This is a genomic window from Calditrichota bacterium, from assembly GCA_016867835.1.
Lineage (GTDB): Bacteria > Electryoneota > AABM5-125-24 > Hatepunaeales > Hatepunaeaceae > VGIQ01.
In genome coordinates this window covers 12,398-28,823 of the sequence record VGIQ01000001.1, presented here as the reverse complement: position 1 = coordinate 28,823, position 16,426 = coordinate 12,398, and the positions used below count along the sequence as shown (strand labels likewise).

The 16,426-nt window shown below is 58.3% G+C and carries 15 protein-coding genes and 1 pseudogene; 1 reads left to right on the top strand and 15 read right to left on the bottom strand.

What is annotated here, in order from left to right; all coding sequences use genetic code 11:
- Positions 1-63 precede the first annotated feature (63 nt).
- From FJY67_00140 to FJY67_00080, 13 genes and pseudogenes are all read right to left on the bottom strand, one after another.
- The gene (locus tag FJY67_00140; GenBank protein MBM3327867.1) at positions 64-831 is read right to left on the bottom strand and encodes an enoyl-CoA hydratase/isomerase family protein; all 768 of its coding nucleotides are present in this window, start codon (positions 829-831) and stop codon (positions 64-66) included.
- A 72-nt stretch (positions 832-903) separates the two neighbouring features.
- Positions 904-1,359 (bottom strand): DUF2889 domain-containing protein, encoded by a 456-nt coding sequence (locus tag FJY67_00135; protein MBM3327866.1) that lies wholly within the window; start codon positions 1,357-1,359, stop codon positions 904-906.
- A gap of 57 nt (positions 1,360-1,416) precedes the next feature.
- Positions 1,417-1,688 (bottom strand): annotated as a pseudogene (locus FJY67_00130) (GxxExxY protein).
- Positions 1,689-1,844: 156 nt separating this feature from the next.
- The gene (locus FJY67_00125) at positions 1,845-3,032 is read right to left on the bottom strand and encodes a thiolase family protein (protein ID MBM3327865.1); all 1,188 of its coding nucleotides are present in this window, start codon (positions 3,030-3,032) and stop codon (positions 1,845-1,847) included.
- Positions 3,029-3,430: an endonuclease domain-containing protein gene (locus FJY67_00120; GenBank protein ID MBM3327864.1), complete on the bottom strand. Its 402-nt coding sequence runs from the start codon at positions 3,428-3,430 to the stop codon at positions 3,029-3,031. Before FJY67_00120 ends, FJY67_00125 begins: the two co-directional genes overlap by 4 nt.
- 243 nt (positions 3,431-3,673) lie before the next feature.
- Entirely contained in the window at positions 3,674-4,420 is a 747-nt protein-coding gene (locus FJY67_00115; GenBank protein ID MBM3327863.1) for a beta-ketoacyl-ACP reductase, read from the bottom strand.
- 78 nt (positions 4,421-4,498) lie between these two features.
- Positions 4,499-5,653: a 6-oxocyclohex-1-ene-1-carbonyl-CoA hydratase gene (gene oah / locus FJY67_00110; protein ID MBM3327862.1), complete on the bottom strand. Its 1,155-nt coding sequence runs from the start codon at positions 5,651-5,653 to the stop codon at positions 4,499-4,501.
- Between the two features lie 98 nt (positions 5,654-5,751).
- Positions 5,752-7,179 carry a hypothetical protein gene (locus FJY67_00105; GenBank protein MBM3327861.1) on the bottom strand — a complete coding sequence of 476 codons (1,428 nt, stop codon included), beginning with the start codon at positions 7,177-7,179 and terminating at the stop codon, positions 5,752-5,754.
- Between the two features lie 101 nt (positions 7,180-7,280).
- A complete protein-coding gene (locus FJY67_00100; GenBank protein MBM3327860.1) occupies positions 7,281-9,335 on the bottom strand; it encodes a hypothetical protein in 2,055 nt (684 codons plus the stop codon).
- Positions 9,332-10,606: a hypothetical protein gene (locus FJY67_00095; GenBank protein ID MBM3327859.1), complete on the bottom strand. Its 1,275-nt coding sequence runs from the start codon at positions 10,604-10,606 to the stop codon at positions 9,332-9,334. The genes FJY67_00100 and FJY67_00095 overlap by 4 nt, the downstream gene beginning before the upstream one ends.
- A 272-nt stretch (positions 10,607-10,878) precedes the next feature.
- Positions 10,879-11,373, bottom strand: coding sequence for a 3-isopropylmalate dehydratase small subunit (locus tag FJY67_00090; GenBank protein ID MBM3327858.1), 495 nt, complete (start codon positions 11,371-11,373; stop codon positions 10,879-10,881).
- Between the two features lie 72 nt (positions 11,374-11,445).
- Positions 11,446-11,997 carry a winged helix-turn-helix transcriptional regulator gene (locus FJY67_00085; protein ID MBM3327857.1) on the bottom strand — a complete coding sequence of 184 codons (552 nt, stop codon included), beginning with the start codon at positions 11,995-11,997 and terminating at the stop codon, positions 11,446-11,448.
- On the bottom strand, positions 11,994-13,268 hold the full coding sequence (locus FJY67_00080) for a 3-isopropylmalate dehydratase large subunit (GenBank protein MBM3327856.1): 1,275 nt from the start codon (positions 13,266-13,268) through the stop codon (positions 11,994-11,996). Before FJY67_00080 ends, FJY67_00085 begins: the two co-directional genes overlap by 4 nt.
- A gap of 139 nt (positions 13,269-13,407) precedes the next feature.
- Between FJY67_00080 and FJY67_00075 the strand changes: the two genes are divergently transcribed.
- Entirely contained in the window at positions 13,408-14,079 is a 672-nt protein-coding gene (locus FJY67_00075; GenBank protein ID MBM3327855.1) for a DUF3800 domain-containing protein, read from the top strand.
- A 100-nt stretch (positions 14,080-14,179) separates the two neighbouring features.
- Here FJY67_00075 and FJY67_00070 read toward each other — a convergent pair whose 3' ends face one another.
- Together FJY67_00070 and FJY67_00065 are read right to left on the bottom strand one after the other, a co-directional pair.
- Positions 14,180-15,223, bottom strand: coding sequence for a 3-isopropylmalate dehydrogenase (locus tag FJY67_00070; protein ID MBM3327854.1), 1,044 nt, complete (start codon positions 15,221-15,223; stop codon positions 14,180-14,182).
- A 181-nt stretch (positions 15,224-15,404) separates the two neighbouring features.
- A complete protein-coding gene (locus tag FJY67_00065; GenBank protein ID MBM3327853.1) occupies positions 15,405-16,322 on the bottom strand; it encodes a hypothetical protein in 918 nt (305 codons plus the stop codon).
- Positions 16,323-16,426 lie beyond the last annotated feature (104 nt).

Below are 16,426 nucleotides of genomic sequence, written 5' to 3'. Positions count from 1 at the left end.
CTTTTTACCACCAAGAACACAAAGACCACAAAGAATTCTTGGCGCTCTTTGCGTGCCTAGTGGTTAGTTGTCTTTCCAGTTTGGTTCGCGCTTTTCCATAAAGGCGTTTAGCCCCTCGACCGCGTCCGCCATCGTCATCAGTTCCTGCCGATAGATGCGATCCGATTCCTGTGCCGCCATTTCGGGCGAAAGGCGCATCCCTTCGAGCGCCGCTCTCTTTGCCACTCGAAGGACAACTCCACTGTTGCAAATGATCCGGTCAACGAATCGGTCCACTTCGTCCGAAAAACGATCCACCGGAAACACCTTCGTTGCCAATTTCATTTTTGCTGCGTCTTCTGCACTGAAGACATCCCCGGTCAGGATCACCTCCATCGCGTTCTGCCAGCCCATCTTCATCGCGAAATGGGCACAAGCCGCGGGAGGGAAGACACCGACTTTGATCTCCGGCTGACCGAACTTGGCGCGCTCCGACGCCAGTACAAAATCGCACATTAGCGCCAGTTCACAGCCGCCGCCAAGGCAGAGCCCGTCCACCGCAGCAACGGTTGGCACCGGATAGGTGCGCACCAGTTCGCACAATTCGCCGAAGGTGTCGAGCATGGGTTCAAACTGCCCGGGCAGGTGTTCACTCACGTCCGCCCCGGCCGACCAGGCTTTCCCCTCAGACCGAATGACGACGGCTCGCAGGTGGGGATCGGAGGAGGCGTCCTGCAAAACTCGGATCATCTCCTTCATCACCGCGCCAGTCAGAATGTTGACGGGTGGATGGGAGAGAATGATGTCGAGGCGGTGGTCGTCCGGATCGATCTTGATATAATGGGAATCCATTCTTTTCTTCCATTACAAGGCGCTTAAAGATCACAAAATCACATTTCTTTGTGCTATTTGTGCTCTTTGTGGTTAGTTTTCAATTCTAAACGGCAGGCAAGAGTTGGCCAGGAATCCCTTCGCCCGCTCGATGAACTCCTCGTCTGTCAAGCGCCGTTCACGCCATTCGCGGTCGCCGGTTTCGAAGCCTAACAGCACATTCGATGATAGGCGCACGGCTTCGATGGCCAGTTCGTAAAGGTGGGTGCAGCCCGACGACCGACCCATCACTTCGGCGACTTTGCGCGTTACGCCCCGCTCGATCCTGAGTCCGGTCAAATTGCGGGCAAAGGCGGCGGTCTGGTCGCAGATGCCAAAGGGGGCTTTCACCATTTGCGCCTCGGCTGCGACGACCGTCCGGTTGGCGATGCAGACGCGGATTTCGACTCGCATGTTGTGGTTCAGGTCAAGCAGCGAGGCTTTGGTGACGATATGATCGTCTCCGTCGCGCCGGACCGCAGCGTTTATATTGCGTTCGTAGATTTCCATCGGGATGTTACCACAAAGAGCACGAAGAACACTAAGAATATGTTTCGAGGAAACTTATCATACTACAATTCGCCTAATTCCGTTCTTAATAAGTTTAGCGTTGAAATTCATTAGGAAACCAAGCCGAATGCCCGAGAGTCGAAGATATGTGATCAATTGTGCTTCACGAATCAGGTGGAGTTCTTCTACCGCCTTCAGTTCGACATGACCTTGTCTTCGCCGACCAAATCCAATCGAAATCCCGCATCGATCCTGACTCCTTTGTAGATGACGGGAAGAATCACCTGCGTCTTGTCATCGAGCCCTCGCGACACAATCTCATGCGCGATGCAGGATTCGTAGGCTGATTCAAGAAGCCCCGACCCAAGCGCTTTGTGAACCTGAAAGGCCGCATCAACAAATTCTTGCCGGTCAGGTCTATATCCTCAGGAATGATCTCTATCATTTATGACAAGAAAGTCTTTGTGTTCTTTGTGCCTTTGTGGTTAGTTTTCCCTCTTGATGATCATTGCCCCGGTCACACCTCCTCCGCCGCAGATTGAAGCCAGCCCGATCTCCTTATTCAGCCGCTTCAGCGCATGATAGAGCGTCACCGCGATCCGCGCGCCCGAGATGCCGGTCGGATGCCCTAACGCGATGGCTCCGCCGTGGATGTTCAGTTTATCCCGGTCCCAGCCGACCATCTTTTCGTTCACCAGCACCTGAATGGCGAAGGCTTCGTTGACTTCGATCAGGTCGATGTCGGAAAGGGTCATCCCGGCTTTCTTCAGCACCGCAGGGATAGCGATGCCGGGACCTTCGCCCATAGTTGCCGGTTCGGTGGCGGTGAATGCCATCTCGACCACCGAAAAGAGCGGTTTGGCGCCCAGTTCCGAAGCGCGTTCTGATGACGTCAGCACCAACCCGCAAGCCCCGTCCGACATCCCGCAGGCATTGCCCGCTGTTACCGTCCCGTCCTTACGGAAAACCGGCGGCAGTTTCCCCATCTTCTCGGCATCCACAGGGAAGCGGATCGTCTCGTCTTTGGCGAAGACCACCGACTCACCGGTCTTCTTGTCGGGCGGGAAGGTGATGGGGACAACCTCCTCGTCGAACCAGCCGTTCTCCCACGCGGTATGCGCCTTGATGTGCGAGGCTGCCGCGTACTCATCCTGGTCGCGGCGGGGGATCTGCCACTTGTCGAAGAGGTTTTCAGCGGTGGCGCCCATGCCCTGCCCGATGAGCGGGTCGGTGGCGTCGGACCAGCCGTCTTCCAGTTTGCGGTCGCCCATCTTGAACCCAGCCCAGCGCGCTCCCTTAAGGAGATAGGGGATGGTGCTCATCGAGTCGAAGCCGCCGACCAGCACCGTGGAAGCCATCCCGGAGGCGATTTCATTAGCCGCGAACTGGATGGCTCGCATCCCCGACGGGCATGCCATATTGAGGGTGATGACCGGCACCGAGGTCGGGATGCCGCCCCGGACGGATGCCGTGCGAGCCGGATTAGGCCCATTGCCGGCTTGACGGCACGAGCCAAGGATCACGTCGTCGATCTGCTCCGGCGTCAGTCCGGCGCGCTCGACGGCGGCCTTCACAGCCACGGCTCCGATGTCGTAGGATGCCATATCCTTCAGCGTCCCGCCGAACGACCCCATCGGAGTCCGGCAAGCGGATAGGGCGAGGATGTTACTCATTTTCCTGACTCTTCCTTTTCTTCGTTTTTCCATTGAACTTGCTCAAGGATCGCCTGACATACCCCCTCGATATTGTTCATCACATCCCGATCTGAGAACCTCAACACCATGAATCCCAACGACCGCAGGTAGGCGTCCCGAACTTCATCCCTCTTCTTGCCTTCATCGGTGTAATGCAGCGAGCCGTCAAGTTCTATGACCAATCCTCTTTCTATGCAAGCAAAGTCCACGATGTAAGATCCGATAGGCTCCTGACGCCGGAATTTGGCGCTTATTCGCCCTGACCGCAGCCTTGCCCACAGCCGCCGCTCGGCGTCAGTCATCTTACGGCGTAGGCTGCGGGCGAAATTGACGGAATGAGGCTTAGTTTTAGGCAAGCGCTTTGGGATTGCTCTCATTGGGGATTTTCCATCCCTAATTCCACTCCAATGCACATCCAGCCCCCCCTTTAATTCCCCCCCGCTTTGCGCGGGGGAGTAGAGCGTCTTGCCCCCTTGTCAGGCGGTTGCGAATACACTACAACGTTCCATCTTCACTCCCCCCCGCTTTGCGCGGGGGAGTAATAGTCGCAGGCGCGCTTCTGCCTTCTCTCCCCCCCGCTCTGCGGGGGGGAATCAAAGGGGGGGCGAATGGAGATCAAGTCAGATATACTGCCCCCCATCCACCTTGATAATCTCCCCCGTCACATGCTTTGCGAAGTCACTGCAGAAGAAACTGACCACATGCGCGATGTCGTCCGGCTCCCCCAATCTGCCCACCGCCGTCTCGTCCACCGCCTTCTGCTTGACCTCCTCCGGCAGCGCAGCCATCATATCGGTCAGGATCATCCCCGGCGCGACGGCGTTGACGGTGACGCCCGACCGCCCTAATTCCTTGGCGGCGCTCTTCACCAGCCCGTGGATGCCGGCTTTGGAGGCCGCGTAGTTCGACTGGCCGAACTTGCCGCGCAGCCCATTGATCGAGGTGACGCAGACGATCCGCCCGTACTTCTGCTCGCGCATCACCGGCGCAGCCGCGCGGACGTAATTGAAATAGCCCTTCAGGTTCGTCCCGATCACCGCGTCCCACTGCTCTTCGGTCATCTTCCAGAGCACCGCGTCTCTGGTGATCCCCGCGTTACAGACGAGGATGTCCACCCGGCCCCATTCCGCCTTGACGCGAGCGACCATCGCTTCGGCATCGGCAAAGGACGATGTGTCGGCCTGGATCACCAGCGCCCGGCGGCCCATGGTGCGGATCTGTTCGGCGACAGCTTCGGCTTCGTCCGCATGCTTGCGGTAGTTGAGCGCCACATCGGCGCCGTCGGAGGCGAGTTTGAGGGCGACTGAGGCGCCGATCCCTAACGACCCGCCGGTGACAATGGCGGTTTTCCCTTTCAGAATGCCCATTTTTTCCTTTTCACCACGAAGAGCACAAAGAACACCAAGTATTCCCTATGATCTTTGTGATCTTTGTGTTCTTTGTGGTTAGATTTTCTTTCCCAACACGGCTTCCATCAGTTCCGCGTCGAACGGATGCCCCTCCGCTTGCAACTGCCGGAACTTGATGAAATCGATAGTGTCCTTCCCGGTCTGTTTCTTGGTATTGAAGGCGTGGAAGCCGAGGAACGCTTCGCCCATCATATTCGTCGCCAGCCAGTGCCGGTTGGCAAGTTTGGTCTGATCCCACCAGAACTTCTTCTTCTGCCGGATGCCGTCGATCGACTTGATGAGGCAGCCCGGGAAAAGGTTAGTGAAGGTCCAGACCAGTCTGTTGACCTCGGCGTCGAGCCGGCTGAAGTCGTAGGTCGCTGCCTTAAACTGCTCTTTAGCCAACGCTGCAGCAGCGCCGGTGACCGGTTCGCCATAGACGATCTCGCCCTCTTCGACATAGCGGTCGGTGATGACCAAAGGGTTGCGGATGAACTTTTCGCGCGCAGGTTGGGATTCCGATCCCGACGCGCGAACCAGCACCGGCGCAACCTTCGACACCAGGCCGTAGCGCGCCATCTTGTAAGCGCTCCAGAGTTCGCAACTGATGCAGCTCCACATCGCCTGCTCGAGTGGCAGCATCCAGGGGAGGAAGTCGGTCGATCCGCCATCCGGCGCCGAACCGTGTCGCGGACCGGCCTGGCCGAAGACGGCCGTATCGGCTGCGATGGTGAGGTCGCAGGCCATTCCGATCTCCTGACCGCCCGCCACGCGCATCCCGTTGACCCGGCAGATGACCGGCTTCTTGGCGTTCAGAATGGCATCGACCATCGCGTTGAAGAGGTCCATATAGAGGCCGTATTCCTGCGGCCGGCCGGAGTAGTATTCGGCATACTCCCGGGTATTCCCGCCGGTGCAGAAGGCGCGTTCGCCGACCGCGGTAAAGACGATCGCCACCACCCGCCGATCCATCGAGGCTTTGTGAAACCCGGCGATGACGCCCTTCACCATGTGCGTGGTGTAGGAATTGAACTGCGCCGGGTTATCGAGCGTGATCCAGGCCGTGAACAAGCCTTCGGCAACGTTGCCGTCAGGGGCTGTAACCGGTTTCAGTTCATAACGGACGGTGGGGGCTTCACCGCCAAAGAACTCATCCCCCCAGAGGTCATGGTCCTTCAATCCCCCTTCGCGAGGCAGCCAGTCAAGCGACATTGTGAACTCCTATCTAATCTGTACAGTAGGACAGACATTCTTGTCTGTCCCGTCCCATCCCCATGCCAAATTCCGGACAGGCAGGAATGCCTGTCCTACTACTTCTTCCTCTCCACATGGTTGAAGTGGCCTTCTTTCAGCAGCCGCCCGATAGTCGAAGCGAGTTCCACCAGCCGCAATTCCGATATGCCGAGTCGGTCGTATTCGCGGTAGTAGGCCTCGGTGATCGAGGTGAACTGGTCGCTCCGGGTCCGCTTCTGGCGGGCATCCTTGACGAAGAGCGTAACCGCTTCGATCAGGTCGTCGTTCACTTCGACTCCGTCCCGCTCAAGGCCAGACCGGTACTCGGGCTTCTCAAGCACTGCCTTAACCGCAGCCAGCCCGGAGTGCTTGCCGAAGACATACCGGATGCGCGCACCGACTAATTCCGGTGGAATCACCTGATAGATCGAGGCGTCGATTAAGAGTCCCGCGGTGTGAATGCCCGACTCGTGGGTAAAGACCCCCTCACCTATGACCGGCTCGTGCGCCGAGACCGGGATTCCCGAAAACTCCTCGACCAGTTGCCTCAGTTCACGCAACTTCTCGTAACGAAAACGTGGCAGGTGAACGCCGTAGAGCAGTTTCAACGCAACCGTAACCTGATGCAGCGGCGCGTTTCCAGCCCGTTCGCCCATTCCGTTGGCGGTGCAGGTCGGGACGTTGAGGCCATGCGACATCGCGCGCAAGGTGTTGATCGTCGCGAGACCGAAGTCATTATGAAAGTGGCAGACCAGATCGCGATTCGGGAACTCGGCGACGATGCGCGGAATGTAATAATCGACGCCTTCCGGAGTGAAGCAGCCGACCGTATCGGGAAAACTGTAGCGCGTCCCGCCGGCATCGTAGCCGGCCTTTGCAAGTTCGATGGTATAGTCGAGGTCGGCGCGGGAGCCGTCTTCGCCGCCGAATTCAATCCGCTCGACGCCTCTTTCGCGAGCATACCGGATCGCGTCGCACTGCATCCGGATATTGGCATCGCGATAGTAGGAGACCGGCTGATCGAGCCACTTCGCCGGATCGATCCCATCCCGCTTCAGGAGCGTCTTGCCAATCTTATACTTCAGGTGCAGGTCGGAGCCTGAGGTGAAAATGAAGAAAGTCACCTCGTTGATATCGACGTCGATGTCGCGCAGCGATTGAATGGTCGCGTCGATGTCCTGCTGGGTCGAACGGCACATCACCAGCAGATCGACCTCCTTGCGGATTTCGCCGAGCCGCTTGGCTTGGACGATCATCTGTAGTGCATAGCGATCGGAGAGCGCAGCATAGGGGAAACCGAGGTCGAGGATGTCGCAGCCGATCTCCGAGAGCGCCTTGGCGACCTGATACTTCTGCCCCGGCGAAAAGGCGACGCCCGGCATCTGTTCGCCGTCGCGCAGGGTCGAATCGTAGATTTTGATTCGCTCCGGCACAGGGAACTTGAGTTGTGAGGTGAACCTTTGCGGGCTGTTCACCAACTGGTCGATCGGTTCGCGAAACTCCACGATGCTCCCGATTTCCAACTTGCCGATGGCTCTTGGAGGGTGGGATCATTCCCGCCCACTTTAACACCTGGAGGAGTCAGCCCGCCAGGTGCTTCCTTCCCTTATCCCAGCACCCGCCTGGCGGCGGATCCCACCGCCCCTTTCCGACATGCCTCACCGATCATAAAACCGGCAGAATGTCGCGCTTGTCGTTCGAGTGCAGTTTCATAATCGATTCCCACGCAGTCCCGTGCCGACTCGGCAATCGCCTGTCGTCCTGCAGCACCAGTTGATGCCTCCACCGCTTCGAACAGTCCGGCCGACAGTTTGAGGCTCTCCCGGCGCAAGGATCGTTCCGGCGCTGATCCATTCATAGCCAACCCCCACGTTTGGGCTAGCGCTTCGTCCGTCGTCCCGACCCGGTCGCAGAGCCATCCGACGGCATCAGCCGCTTTCACCGCCTTGCCGGTCATCAAGAGTTGCGCCACACGGCTCCAATCGGCTTCTTTTGCGCGGCGAAAGAGAATATGCGTCCCGTCCATTCCCGGCACGACCGGCAGAGTCACTTCGGGCAGTCCCAACTGAGTATCCCGCTCCGCGACTACGAAGTGGCAATGTTCCATCAGTTCGAGCATCCCGCCGAGGCATCGCTTGCCGCCGATGAAACCGACACTGACCTTGAATCCATCGAAGAGCCGCCGCGCGGTGCGGGTCCACTCGCTGGAGAGGTTGAAGCCGGCTTGCTCGTCCGTAAGGGCTGGATAGAATTCGCCGGTATCGGCGCCGATCATCTGCGTCGAAAGGTGGAAGTCGCCGGACAGGATCACCCGTTCGATACCCTCTGCGATCAACCAGTCGAAAGCGCGGTTCAATTCGGCGATGACATCGCCGTTCAGCGCCTCCCGGCTGATCGTCACCACTCCGACCGTCCCGTCGTGCCCGGCGTTGACATAGAGCATCGCGCCTTCGGGGCTTTCAAGCGCCAAAAAAGCCTCGGGATGCCACGCCCTCGTGGCAGCCTCGGGATGGAGACGGTGATATCGCTCTACTATTTCGATTACCCTTGTCGTTCCTAACGACCGTGCCAGCACCGGAACTCCTCTGGTGAACTGTGCACACATTTCCCCGATGGCGTTGATGTGTGCCAGGTGGGCTCGCGACTCGCGCAGGATGAGGCTCGTCATCTGCAGCAACGGCCCCAGAATCCAGGCTTCGAGGCGATCGCCGTCCGTGAACGGCCGGTCCACTACCGGCCTAAACGAGGAATACCACGTCTCGCCCGAAGCCTTGCGGCGTTCGAGTTCCGCCGCCGGTTGAAAGAGGTCGCCATACTCCCCGGCCAGATGATAGAGGCACGACCAGGTGAGGAACGACGCCCCCGCGCCAATGGCATCATGCGCCCGGAGGGGATTCGGTCCCACCAATAGCCGTACCAGTTTATCTACCTTCCAGGCCGGCATATTTGCCGCTTCCTGAAACCGGAGTGCCGCAAGCGTTACACCGCAGAAGAGCACATCGAGAATGAACGACCAGTAATCCCCCACCGGCACCGGCACCAGCCCGAGCGCCCAGAGCAAGCGTGCCGCATCGGATGGGGAATCCTCTACCACCTCCCAGACCTTGTTGATCGGATGCGGAAACGAGGGATGGAAGACCCCCACCCCGAGTTCCCGGCTCGGGAAGCCGGACGTAACCGACCGGATGGTGATCTCTGGATAGACCTCGCGCCAGAGCGCATAGTGCGCCCGCTTGATGGCGAGCACTTCGGGAATCGCCTCGAGGACGAATCGTGGGTTGAACCGGGTCAAGGTCGCGGGTAGGCGCCTGCCGTCGTAAGTCATTTGGACGATATTGGCTGCAATGGCAGCAGCCCCGGCTGGCCCGAACGACCGGATGAGGCCGTCCATTTGCCCTTTCAGCCCGGGTGGAGCATCAGGCAGGTCGAGGGTCACTACCGGCACACCGTAATCGAGCAGCCGCGCTCCCAACTGCATCGCCTTGCCCGACCCGACGATCCCGTTTCCGCCGCTGATGACGAGCGCGCCGCGGCCAGTGGCGCCGCCAAAGACTCGTTCAACCAGTTCAGCCGCGGTAACCGGCAGCCGGCCATTTTTGAAGAAGGCGAGCGGATGACCCAGTCCGAGCGTCTCCGTTGTCGCCTGTCGCATCGTCTTCACTTTGATCCCCCCGCTTTATGATCATCGACCCGAAAGAGTGCGGCTATCCCGACATCACCGGCTGCACAGCCGAAGACCAGGGCGAGTCCGCCGCCCTTTTCAACGGTTCTTTCAAGGGCTTCGACGGTGACCCGCACCAATGTTGGACCTTGCGGATGGCCATAGACAAGCGGGCAGCCGGTCTCGTTCATCGGGTGCCAATCTATCCCGAAGTGCCGCGCGAAGATCAAGTCGTTAACAGCGAATGGATTGTGGTCGTAGAAGGTCGTAACATCGCCGATCTTCAGGCCGAGCCGGTTCAGGAGTTGCGCGGCGGCTAACGCGGGGGCTTCGGGCATCATTCCAAGCGCGGTGCGATATTCGGCTGCGCCAAGCAGTTGAATCGCGATCTCAGGGCGGGAACTGAATTGCGACAAACCCTCCCGGTCGGTTACGACCATCCCGAACATTCCGTCCGAGGCGTGGGTCTGGGTTCCGGCGCTGACCCCGGCGTCGATCTGCCGCTCGGCTCGGATCTGATCCGCCGATTCGTAGCGTCGGACGCCGGTGTCTTCATCGACGGTTCCGATCTTCTGCCCACGCACGTCGAGAACCGACATCGGGAAGAGAATCCGGTCCAGCCAGCCCGAGGACCTGGCGTCGAAATACTGCTGATAACGATGCCAGGCGAGATCGGCAATCTCGCTGAAGTCCAATTTAAACTGACGGCAGGCTCGCCCGGCGCAAGCAATCATCGAAGTCTCGCCGGAGGCTTGCGCCCGTCCGGAGGCTCCCGCCGACGGGTCGAAGCCGAAATTGTCCCACACGTCGCTTTGGACTTCCGTCCGGCGGTAACTGCCTTGGTTTGGGAAGATCGAAGCCGGCGAGTTGCTCGTCTTGTCGAAGGCGAGCACCCCGACCGCGCGGTGGCTGCCCGAGGCAACCTGTGCGGTCGCCTTGACGATCACCTGCAATCCCGTCGCACAGGCCTGCTCGAGGTGAAAACCGGGCAGTCGTTTGCCGAAGAGATGCGACAGATAGGGCGAACCCCAGAACTTGAAAAGCCAGGGAATCGTCGAGCCACTGATCAGGTAGTCGAGGTCGACAGTGCGGATGCCGCGCTGCCCAAGGACAAAGGCAAAAGCCTCAGCGGCGAACCGTCCGATATCGATCTCAGCCAACGCGCTGGTGTGCCAGGCCGGAAACCAACTGCCGCCCCAGGCGCCATAAGGGATGTAAGCCGCACCATAAGGACCTGATCCGGGCTTATGGTCAGGCACGATACCAGTCATTAAAATGCCCTGTTATGCAATTTTTGCACACACTTGTATCTGTAAAGGTCGCATTTGCAAATATCGTTCCATAACTGATTATTAGATACTTACGTGATTCTAACGGGCTATCTACAAGGCTATTGGCCTATACCGGACGGACTGATGCAGTATAGGTGTGGTTTGGCACAGTATCCGACGTTTGATTGGGTGATTTTGCACAGCGTCGCCCGTGCAGAAGGGCAGACATTCCTATCCGTTATTGGGGGGTTGAAACCCGCCCTCCACGAGCGTCAAGAGGCTGCGTTTTGGAGTCTGGCTCGTACATAGCCAACCAGTCCCCCGGCTTCGATGATGCCCTGGATCTCGGCCGGAAACGCCGCTGCCTGCCACTCCCCGCCCCGGGTATGGTTGCGAATCGTCCCGTTGGCGGGTGCGACCTCGACTTTATCACCGTCTTGAATGCCTTCAACGGCGTCGGGACAGATCAGGATCGGCAGGCCGATGTTGATCGAGTTGCGGTAAAAAATGCGGGCGAACGATTTTGCGATAACCGCCGCAACACCGGCGCCTTTGATGGCAATCGGCGCGTTCTCGCGCGACGAGCCACAGCCAAAGTTCTCGCCTGCCACGACGATGTCTCCGGGGCGGACCCGGCTGGCAAATGTCGCGTCGAGGTCTTCGAGGCAGTGCTGCGCCAGATAAACCGCATCGAACCGGGTGCAATAACGCGCCGGAATGATGACGTCGGTATCGACCGAATCGCCGTATTTGAAAGCAACTCCCAACAAACCTCCCTAATTCTGAAGCCCGCTACTCGCTTACCCGTCTACTCGCTTGCCCGCTAACCCACACAATGGTCATACCCGACTCGCCTCGTCAGCATAATAATCCACCCGTTTTTCGATCAGGCTCTTCAGAGCAGTCTCGATTCGCGAGACGCTGCTCCAAAGAATCTCCCGCTCCTCTTCCGACAGCAACTGGACTGTTTCGCGGTTGATTTCCTCACCGATTTGCGCTGCGCGGATGGCGACGCTGCGACCTTCGCGGGTCAACAGGATCAATTGCACCCGGCGGTCGTGGTCGTCGCGGTAGCGGTCGATGTAGCGTCTCGCTTCGAGGTTGTCGAGAGCCCGGGTCATCGTCGGCGCGTCCATTCCGGTGCGGTCGCCAATATCGCTTTGGGACTGACCGTCCTGTTCGTAGAGCGCAACCATCACCGGCCAGGTAGTGCCGTTCAACCCAAACGGCTTGATGCGAAACTCCAGTTCACTGCGCATCAGCCGCGCCAGATAGTTGACCCGGAAACCGAGGCTGTCGGAGAGCCGTTCGAAGGTGATCCGCTCTTCTCTATCGTTGGTCATAGTGAACTTTGCTCTATTGGCAGGCGAGAGAGTCAGTGAGCGCATCATCTCTCCGGCTCAACGATCCTCCCGGCTGCCGCGCTCGCCGCGGCCACTGCCGGTCCAGCCAGATAGACCCGTGAATCGGGATGCCCGTTGCGGCCGTGAAAGTTGCGGTTGGTGGTGAAGAGGCCGGTCTCACCGGCACCCAGAACCCCCATATGCCCGCCGATGCAAGGCCCGCAGGTAGGTGGCGTGATAACCGCTCCGGCTTCCATAAATTGCGCGGCAAGACCTTCGCTGATGAGCGCTTTATAGATTTCAGGCGTAGCCGGGATGATGAGCAGCCGAACTTCCCGATGAACCGGCCTTTCGCCCAACACTTCGGCAGCGATACGGAAGTCCTCGATCCGTCCGTTGGTGCAGGAGCCAATCACTACCTGATCAACTTTGATGTCACCCAACGCAGCCGCCGGTGCAATGTTCGATGGCAGGTAGGGAACCGCCACGGTAGGCCGGATGGAGCCGACGTCGAAGGCAAGCCGCCGCGTATAACGCGCATCGGGATCGCTGGTCAGGTCGAGGGCTGCTTCGGGCATCGCCGGACGCCCCTTGCGGCGACGGATTTCATCAATATAGGCTGCGGTGGTCCAGTCCGGTTCGATCAGGCCGGCTTTGGCGCCGGCTTCGATAGCCATATTGCAGAGCGTGATCCGTCCGTCCATGGTCATTTGGCGGATTGCTTCACCGCCGAATTCAAGTGCTTGATAGATCGCGCCATCGACGCCAAGTGTTCCGATAACGTTTAGGATGATGTCCTTGGCCCCGACATAGGGAGCCGGTTCACCATAGAGGTCGATCCGGATCGTCTCCGGAACGCGGAACCAGAGTTCCCCCAATGCCCAGGCGCAAGCCATATCGGTCGAGCCGATGCCGGTTGAGAAGGCGCCTAACGCGCCGTAAGTGCAGGTATGGCTGTCCGCGCCGACAACGAGGTCCCCCGGTGCGACGAGGCCTTCGTCGGGCAGAAGCGAATGGCAGATCCCCGACCTTCCGACCTCGTAGTAATGAACGACACCCTGCTCGCGGGCAAAGTTGCGCATCGTCTGCGAGAGCGTCGCGGCCTGGACGTCCTTGGCCGGGACGAAGTGGTCGTTGACGAGGACGACCTTCGCCGGATTGAAAAGGCGCGTCGCGCCCATCGAGCGAAAAACCTCGACCGAGAGCGGGACGGTGACGTCGGTGCCGAGCACCATATCGACCTTCGCCATCATTAGGTCGCCGGGCTTGACGCGGTCGCGACCCGAATGGCGGGCGAGGATCTTCTCAGCGAGGGTCAATTTGTTAAGCGAACCTCATTGGATTCGATTTTGCTTGACTTTGACAAAGTCGTTTCGTATCCTATATCAACGCTGGGAGAGGCTTCGTAGGGGGCCTCGTTGGGAAACCACCCAGCGTTTACTCTATCCGAGATAACCAATGTATATCCTCTACGTAGATGAATCCGGTGATACCGGTTTGGGGGCGGAATCGACCAGACACTACGTTCTGGCTGGCATAGCACTCTTTGAAGGCGCCTGGCGAAAAGTCACTGAATACATCGAAAACATCCAACGAGATTTCTTTCCGGATGCAGGAGTACGGGTCGAGTTTCATTTCAAGCACCTGCGGCATGGAAAGGGTGTTTATTCGCACCTGACACACGATGATCGCAACGCACTATGGACTCGTATTGAGTCGGTTTGGCAACTTCATCACAGGGATTTCAGTTCTTTTTGCGTCATCATTGATAAGCATACCTGTGGTCCGCTGAAAAGCACCATCGAGCACGAGGTGTTCGAACAGCTCAGTTCAAGGTTCAATCTCTTTTTGAAGCGGAGATGGGCCGAAGGGTTTTGGCATAAGGGAATCATTGTGTTCGACCGACGGACAACTACTCAAGACCGAATATTGCAAAGCTTGCAAAGGACTTTCCAGCAGCAGGGGCATCGCTGGGCACCGTTGGATAATGTCATTGAAACCGTATTCACCTTGCCGTCCCTCCCACGACACTCGCATCTTACAGTTGGCAGATCACCTGGCAGGCGTTGTCTTTCAATTTGCAGAAAATGGCATTATCGATCATCTCCAGCCTATTGCACCTTACTTTGATTCCGAAATCATGCCTGACAATAGGTCTGTTAAAATTCATGGTTTCAAATACATAGGAAGAGATGCCTCATTAAGGGCAAGGCTTAGAGATCTAGGATTACTATAGCCCCCTCACCACCCTATCCCCTGTCGCCGCCGTCCCCAACTTCCCTCCCATATCGACCGGCACTTCGCCGGAAGCAATCATCTCCTTGACAGTATCTTCAAGCTGCCAGGTCCATTGCGGATGGCCAAGGTGCTCCAGCATCAGTCCCGCGGTCAGGATCGCAGCCAGGGGATTGGCTACATCCTTGCCGGCATACTTCGGCGCCGAGCCGTGCACCGGCTCGAAGAGCGACACCCGCCCGGGATGGATGTTCCCCGATGCCGCCAGACCGAGCCCGCCGCAAATCTGCGCGCCCATATCGGTTACAATGTCGCCGAACATATTGGACGTGACGATCACCTGAAACTGCTCGGGTCGCTTCACCATCTGCATCAGGAGCGCGTCTATGTACCAATGGTTAGCTTCGATGTCCGGATATTCGGCAGCCACCTCGTAGAACGTCCGCTGCCAAAGGTCACCCTCGAAGCGCATCGCGTTCGACTTGTCGGACATCGTCACCCGGGTTAGGCCGAATGTCCTGGCATACTCGAAGGCGTGGCGAATGATCCGCTCGACGCCCTTGCGGGTGTTGATCGAAGTCTGAAGCGCCACCTCGTCGGCAGTGCCCTTCTTCAGGTGCCCGCCGACGCCGGCATACATTCCCTCGGTGTTCTCACGAAAAACGACGAAGTTGACATCGGAAGGGCGCTTGCCCTTCAGAGGGCAGAGCGATTCGTCGAGCAGTCGGCAGGGACGGTAGTTGACGTAGAGGTCGAGTTTGAATCGGAGACCGAGCAGAATGTCGGCAGCATGCTTCATATCGGGGACGCGAGGGTCGCCGACCGCGCCGACATAGACAGCGTCGTAGTGGCGGCGAAACTCGTCGATCTGGGCATCGGGGAGGGTGATTCCGGTGGCGAGATACTTCTCGGCGCCGTAATCGAACTCATCCCAGGTCAAATCGACGCCCTGGTCGCGAATAGCGGCGAGAACCTTCAAAGCCTCACGGGTAACGTCGATACCGATCCCGTCCCCGGGTATGACGGCTATCTTCGGCATCGAGCGCCCGCTAAAGACGACTTACGAGGCATCCAACTCTCCTTAGGGTAAAGGCCGGGCTGAAGGTGATGTCCAGTCAGGTCCGATGACATCACGAGTTGAATTTAGCGTCTTTGACCGATAGTTGCAATAGCAAAAGTTAACATTCGCAACTATCCTTCAAAAAAGTGCCCGTCTGGCATCATGAGCCCTCAGGCCCAAGCAGCCAGACGTAGCCGAACAGGAGCGCCACGACAATGTGAATCACCATAATCACCAACATCACCACTGCGAACGGGCGGTGGATAACGTGCCAGTGATGCAGCAACTGATGTGCCGTGTCAAGGAACCGAATGCGACGGGATAGCAGTACCCGACGTCGGACGAGACGCAGCACTTGCTGAAAAGTTGAGCGGTCGAGATTCCCCCCGGATTGCAAACGCCTCCTGAGCAAGTGCAGTCGGTAAGGTCGGGTAATGCTGTCGAGAAGCATACCGAATAGGCCGGGCAGCCCACTCCTGGCTCGACCTGCTTCGAAGTCCTGCACCGCCGCCAGTGAGTCTCCGGATAGGTTAAACCGATCCATTAGATCGGCTGTCATACGGATCTCTTCGTTCTGCAGGTCTTTAAGTGGGAATTCAACGCCGGTCCGGGTGCGCGGGATTTGCAGGTATAGGTAGCGACCGAGGATACCCGAGAGCGCCACCCCGACCATCGACCAGAACGAAACCGCGACTATCCCCCCGATCTTGAACGATGTGTGCAGGACGACTAAAAGAGGGCCGGTGATTCCCATCCAGATATGGTAGTTGAGCCACCAGCGAATGTTGCCTCGGCCGTGGAAGATTCGCAGCCGCTTACGTGCGGAATAGGTGAGCAGCGCCACCATCAAGGACGATCCGGCAATCCCTAATCCGTGAGCGATCCGGCCTGAAGGCTTATAATCCGAATGACGGGGGTGATAAGGTCGCTCGATGCCCGGCGTCGCCCAATAGTCCCATGCGTCTATTGCGACGAAAACGACGACCGTGATAGTCAGAAGATAGAGAAGGGAAAGCAGGATGCGGTTGAAGAGGTCCATCACTGTATGGTCTTGCATCATGCTGATGAAGGTCAGCATCAATCACCTGCATCATGCTGACGAAGGTCAGCATCCATCATAAGACGAATAAGATCGCCCATGACACGCTTGCCTAGGCAATCTCACCCCGAACCGCAGAAACC

Bases quoted from the DNA above. Each gene is read 5' to 3' on its own strand.
- FJY67_00140 (MBM3327867.1), bottom strand. From the start codon at position 831: ATGGATTCCCATTATATCAAGATCGATCCGGACGACCACCGCCTCGAC.
- FJY67_00135 (MBM3327866.1), bottom strand. From the start codon at position 1,359: ATGGAAATCTACGAACGCAATATAAACGCTGCGGTCCGGCGCGACGGA.
- FJY67_00125 (MBM3327865.1), bottom strand. From the start codon at position 3,032: ATGAGTAACATCCTCGCCCTATCCGCTTGCCGGACTCCGATGGGGTCG.
- FJY67_00120 (MBM3327864.1), bottom strand. From the start codon at position 3,430: ATGAGAGCAATCCCAAAGCGCTTGCCTAAAACTAAGCCTCATTCCGTC.
- FJY67_00115 (MBM3327863.1), bottom strand. From the start codon at position 4,420: ATGGGCATTCTGAAAGGGAAAACCGCCATTGTCACCGGCGGGTCGTTA.
- oah (MBM3327862.1), bottom strand. From the start codon at position 5,653: ATGTCGCTTGACTGGCTGCCTCGCGAAGGGGGATTGAAGGACCATGAC.
- FJY67_00095 (MBM3327859.1), bottom strand. From the start codon at position 10,606: ATGACTGGTATCGTGCCTGACCATAAGCCCGGATCAGGTCCTTATGGT.
- FJY67_00085 (MBM3327857.1), bottom strand. From the start codon at position 11,997: ATGATGCGCTCACTGACTCTCTCGCCTGCCAATAGAGCAAAGTTCACT.
- FJY67_00075 (MBM3327855.1), top strand. From the start codon at position 13,408: ATGTATATCCTCTACGTAGATGAATCCGGTGATACCGGTTTGGGGGCG.
- FJY67_00070 (MBM3327854.1), bottom strand. From the start codon at position 15,223: ATGCCGAAGATAGCCGTCATACCCGGGGACGGGATCGGTATCGACGTT.
- FJY67_00065 (MBM3327853.1), bottom strand. From the start codon at position 16,322: ATGCTGACCTTCATCAGCATGATGCAAGACCATACAGTGATGGACCTC.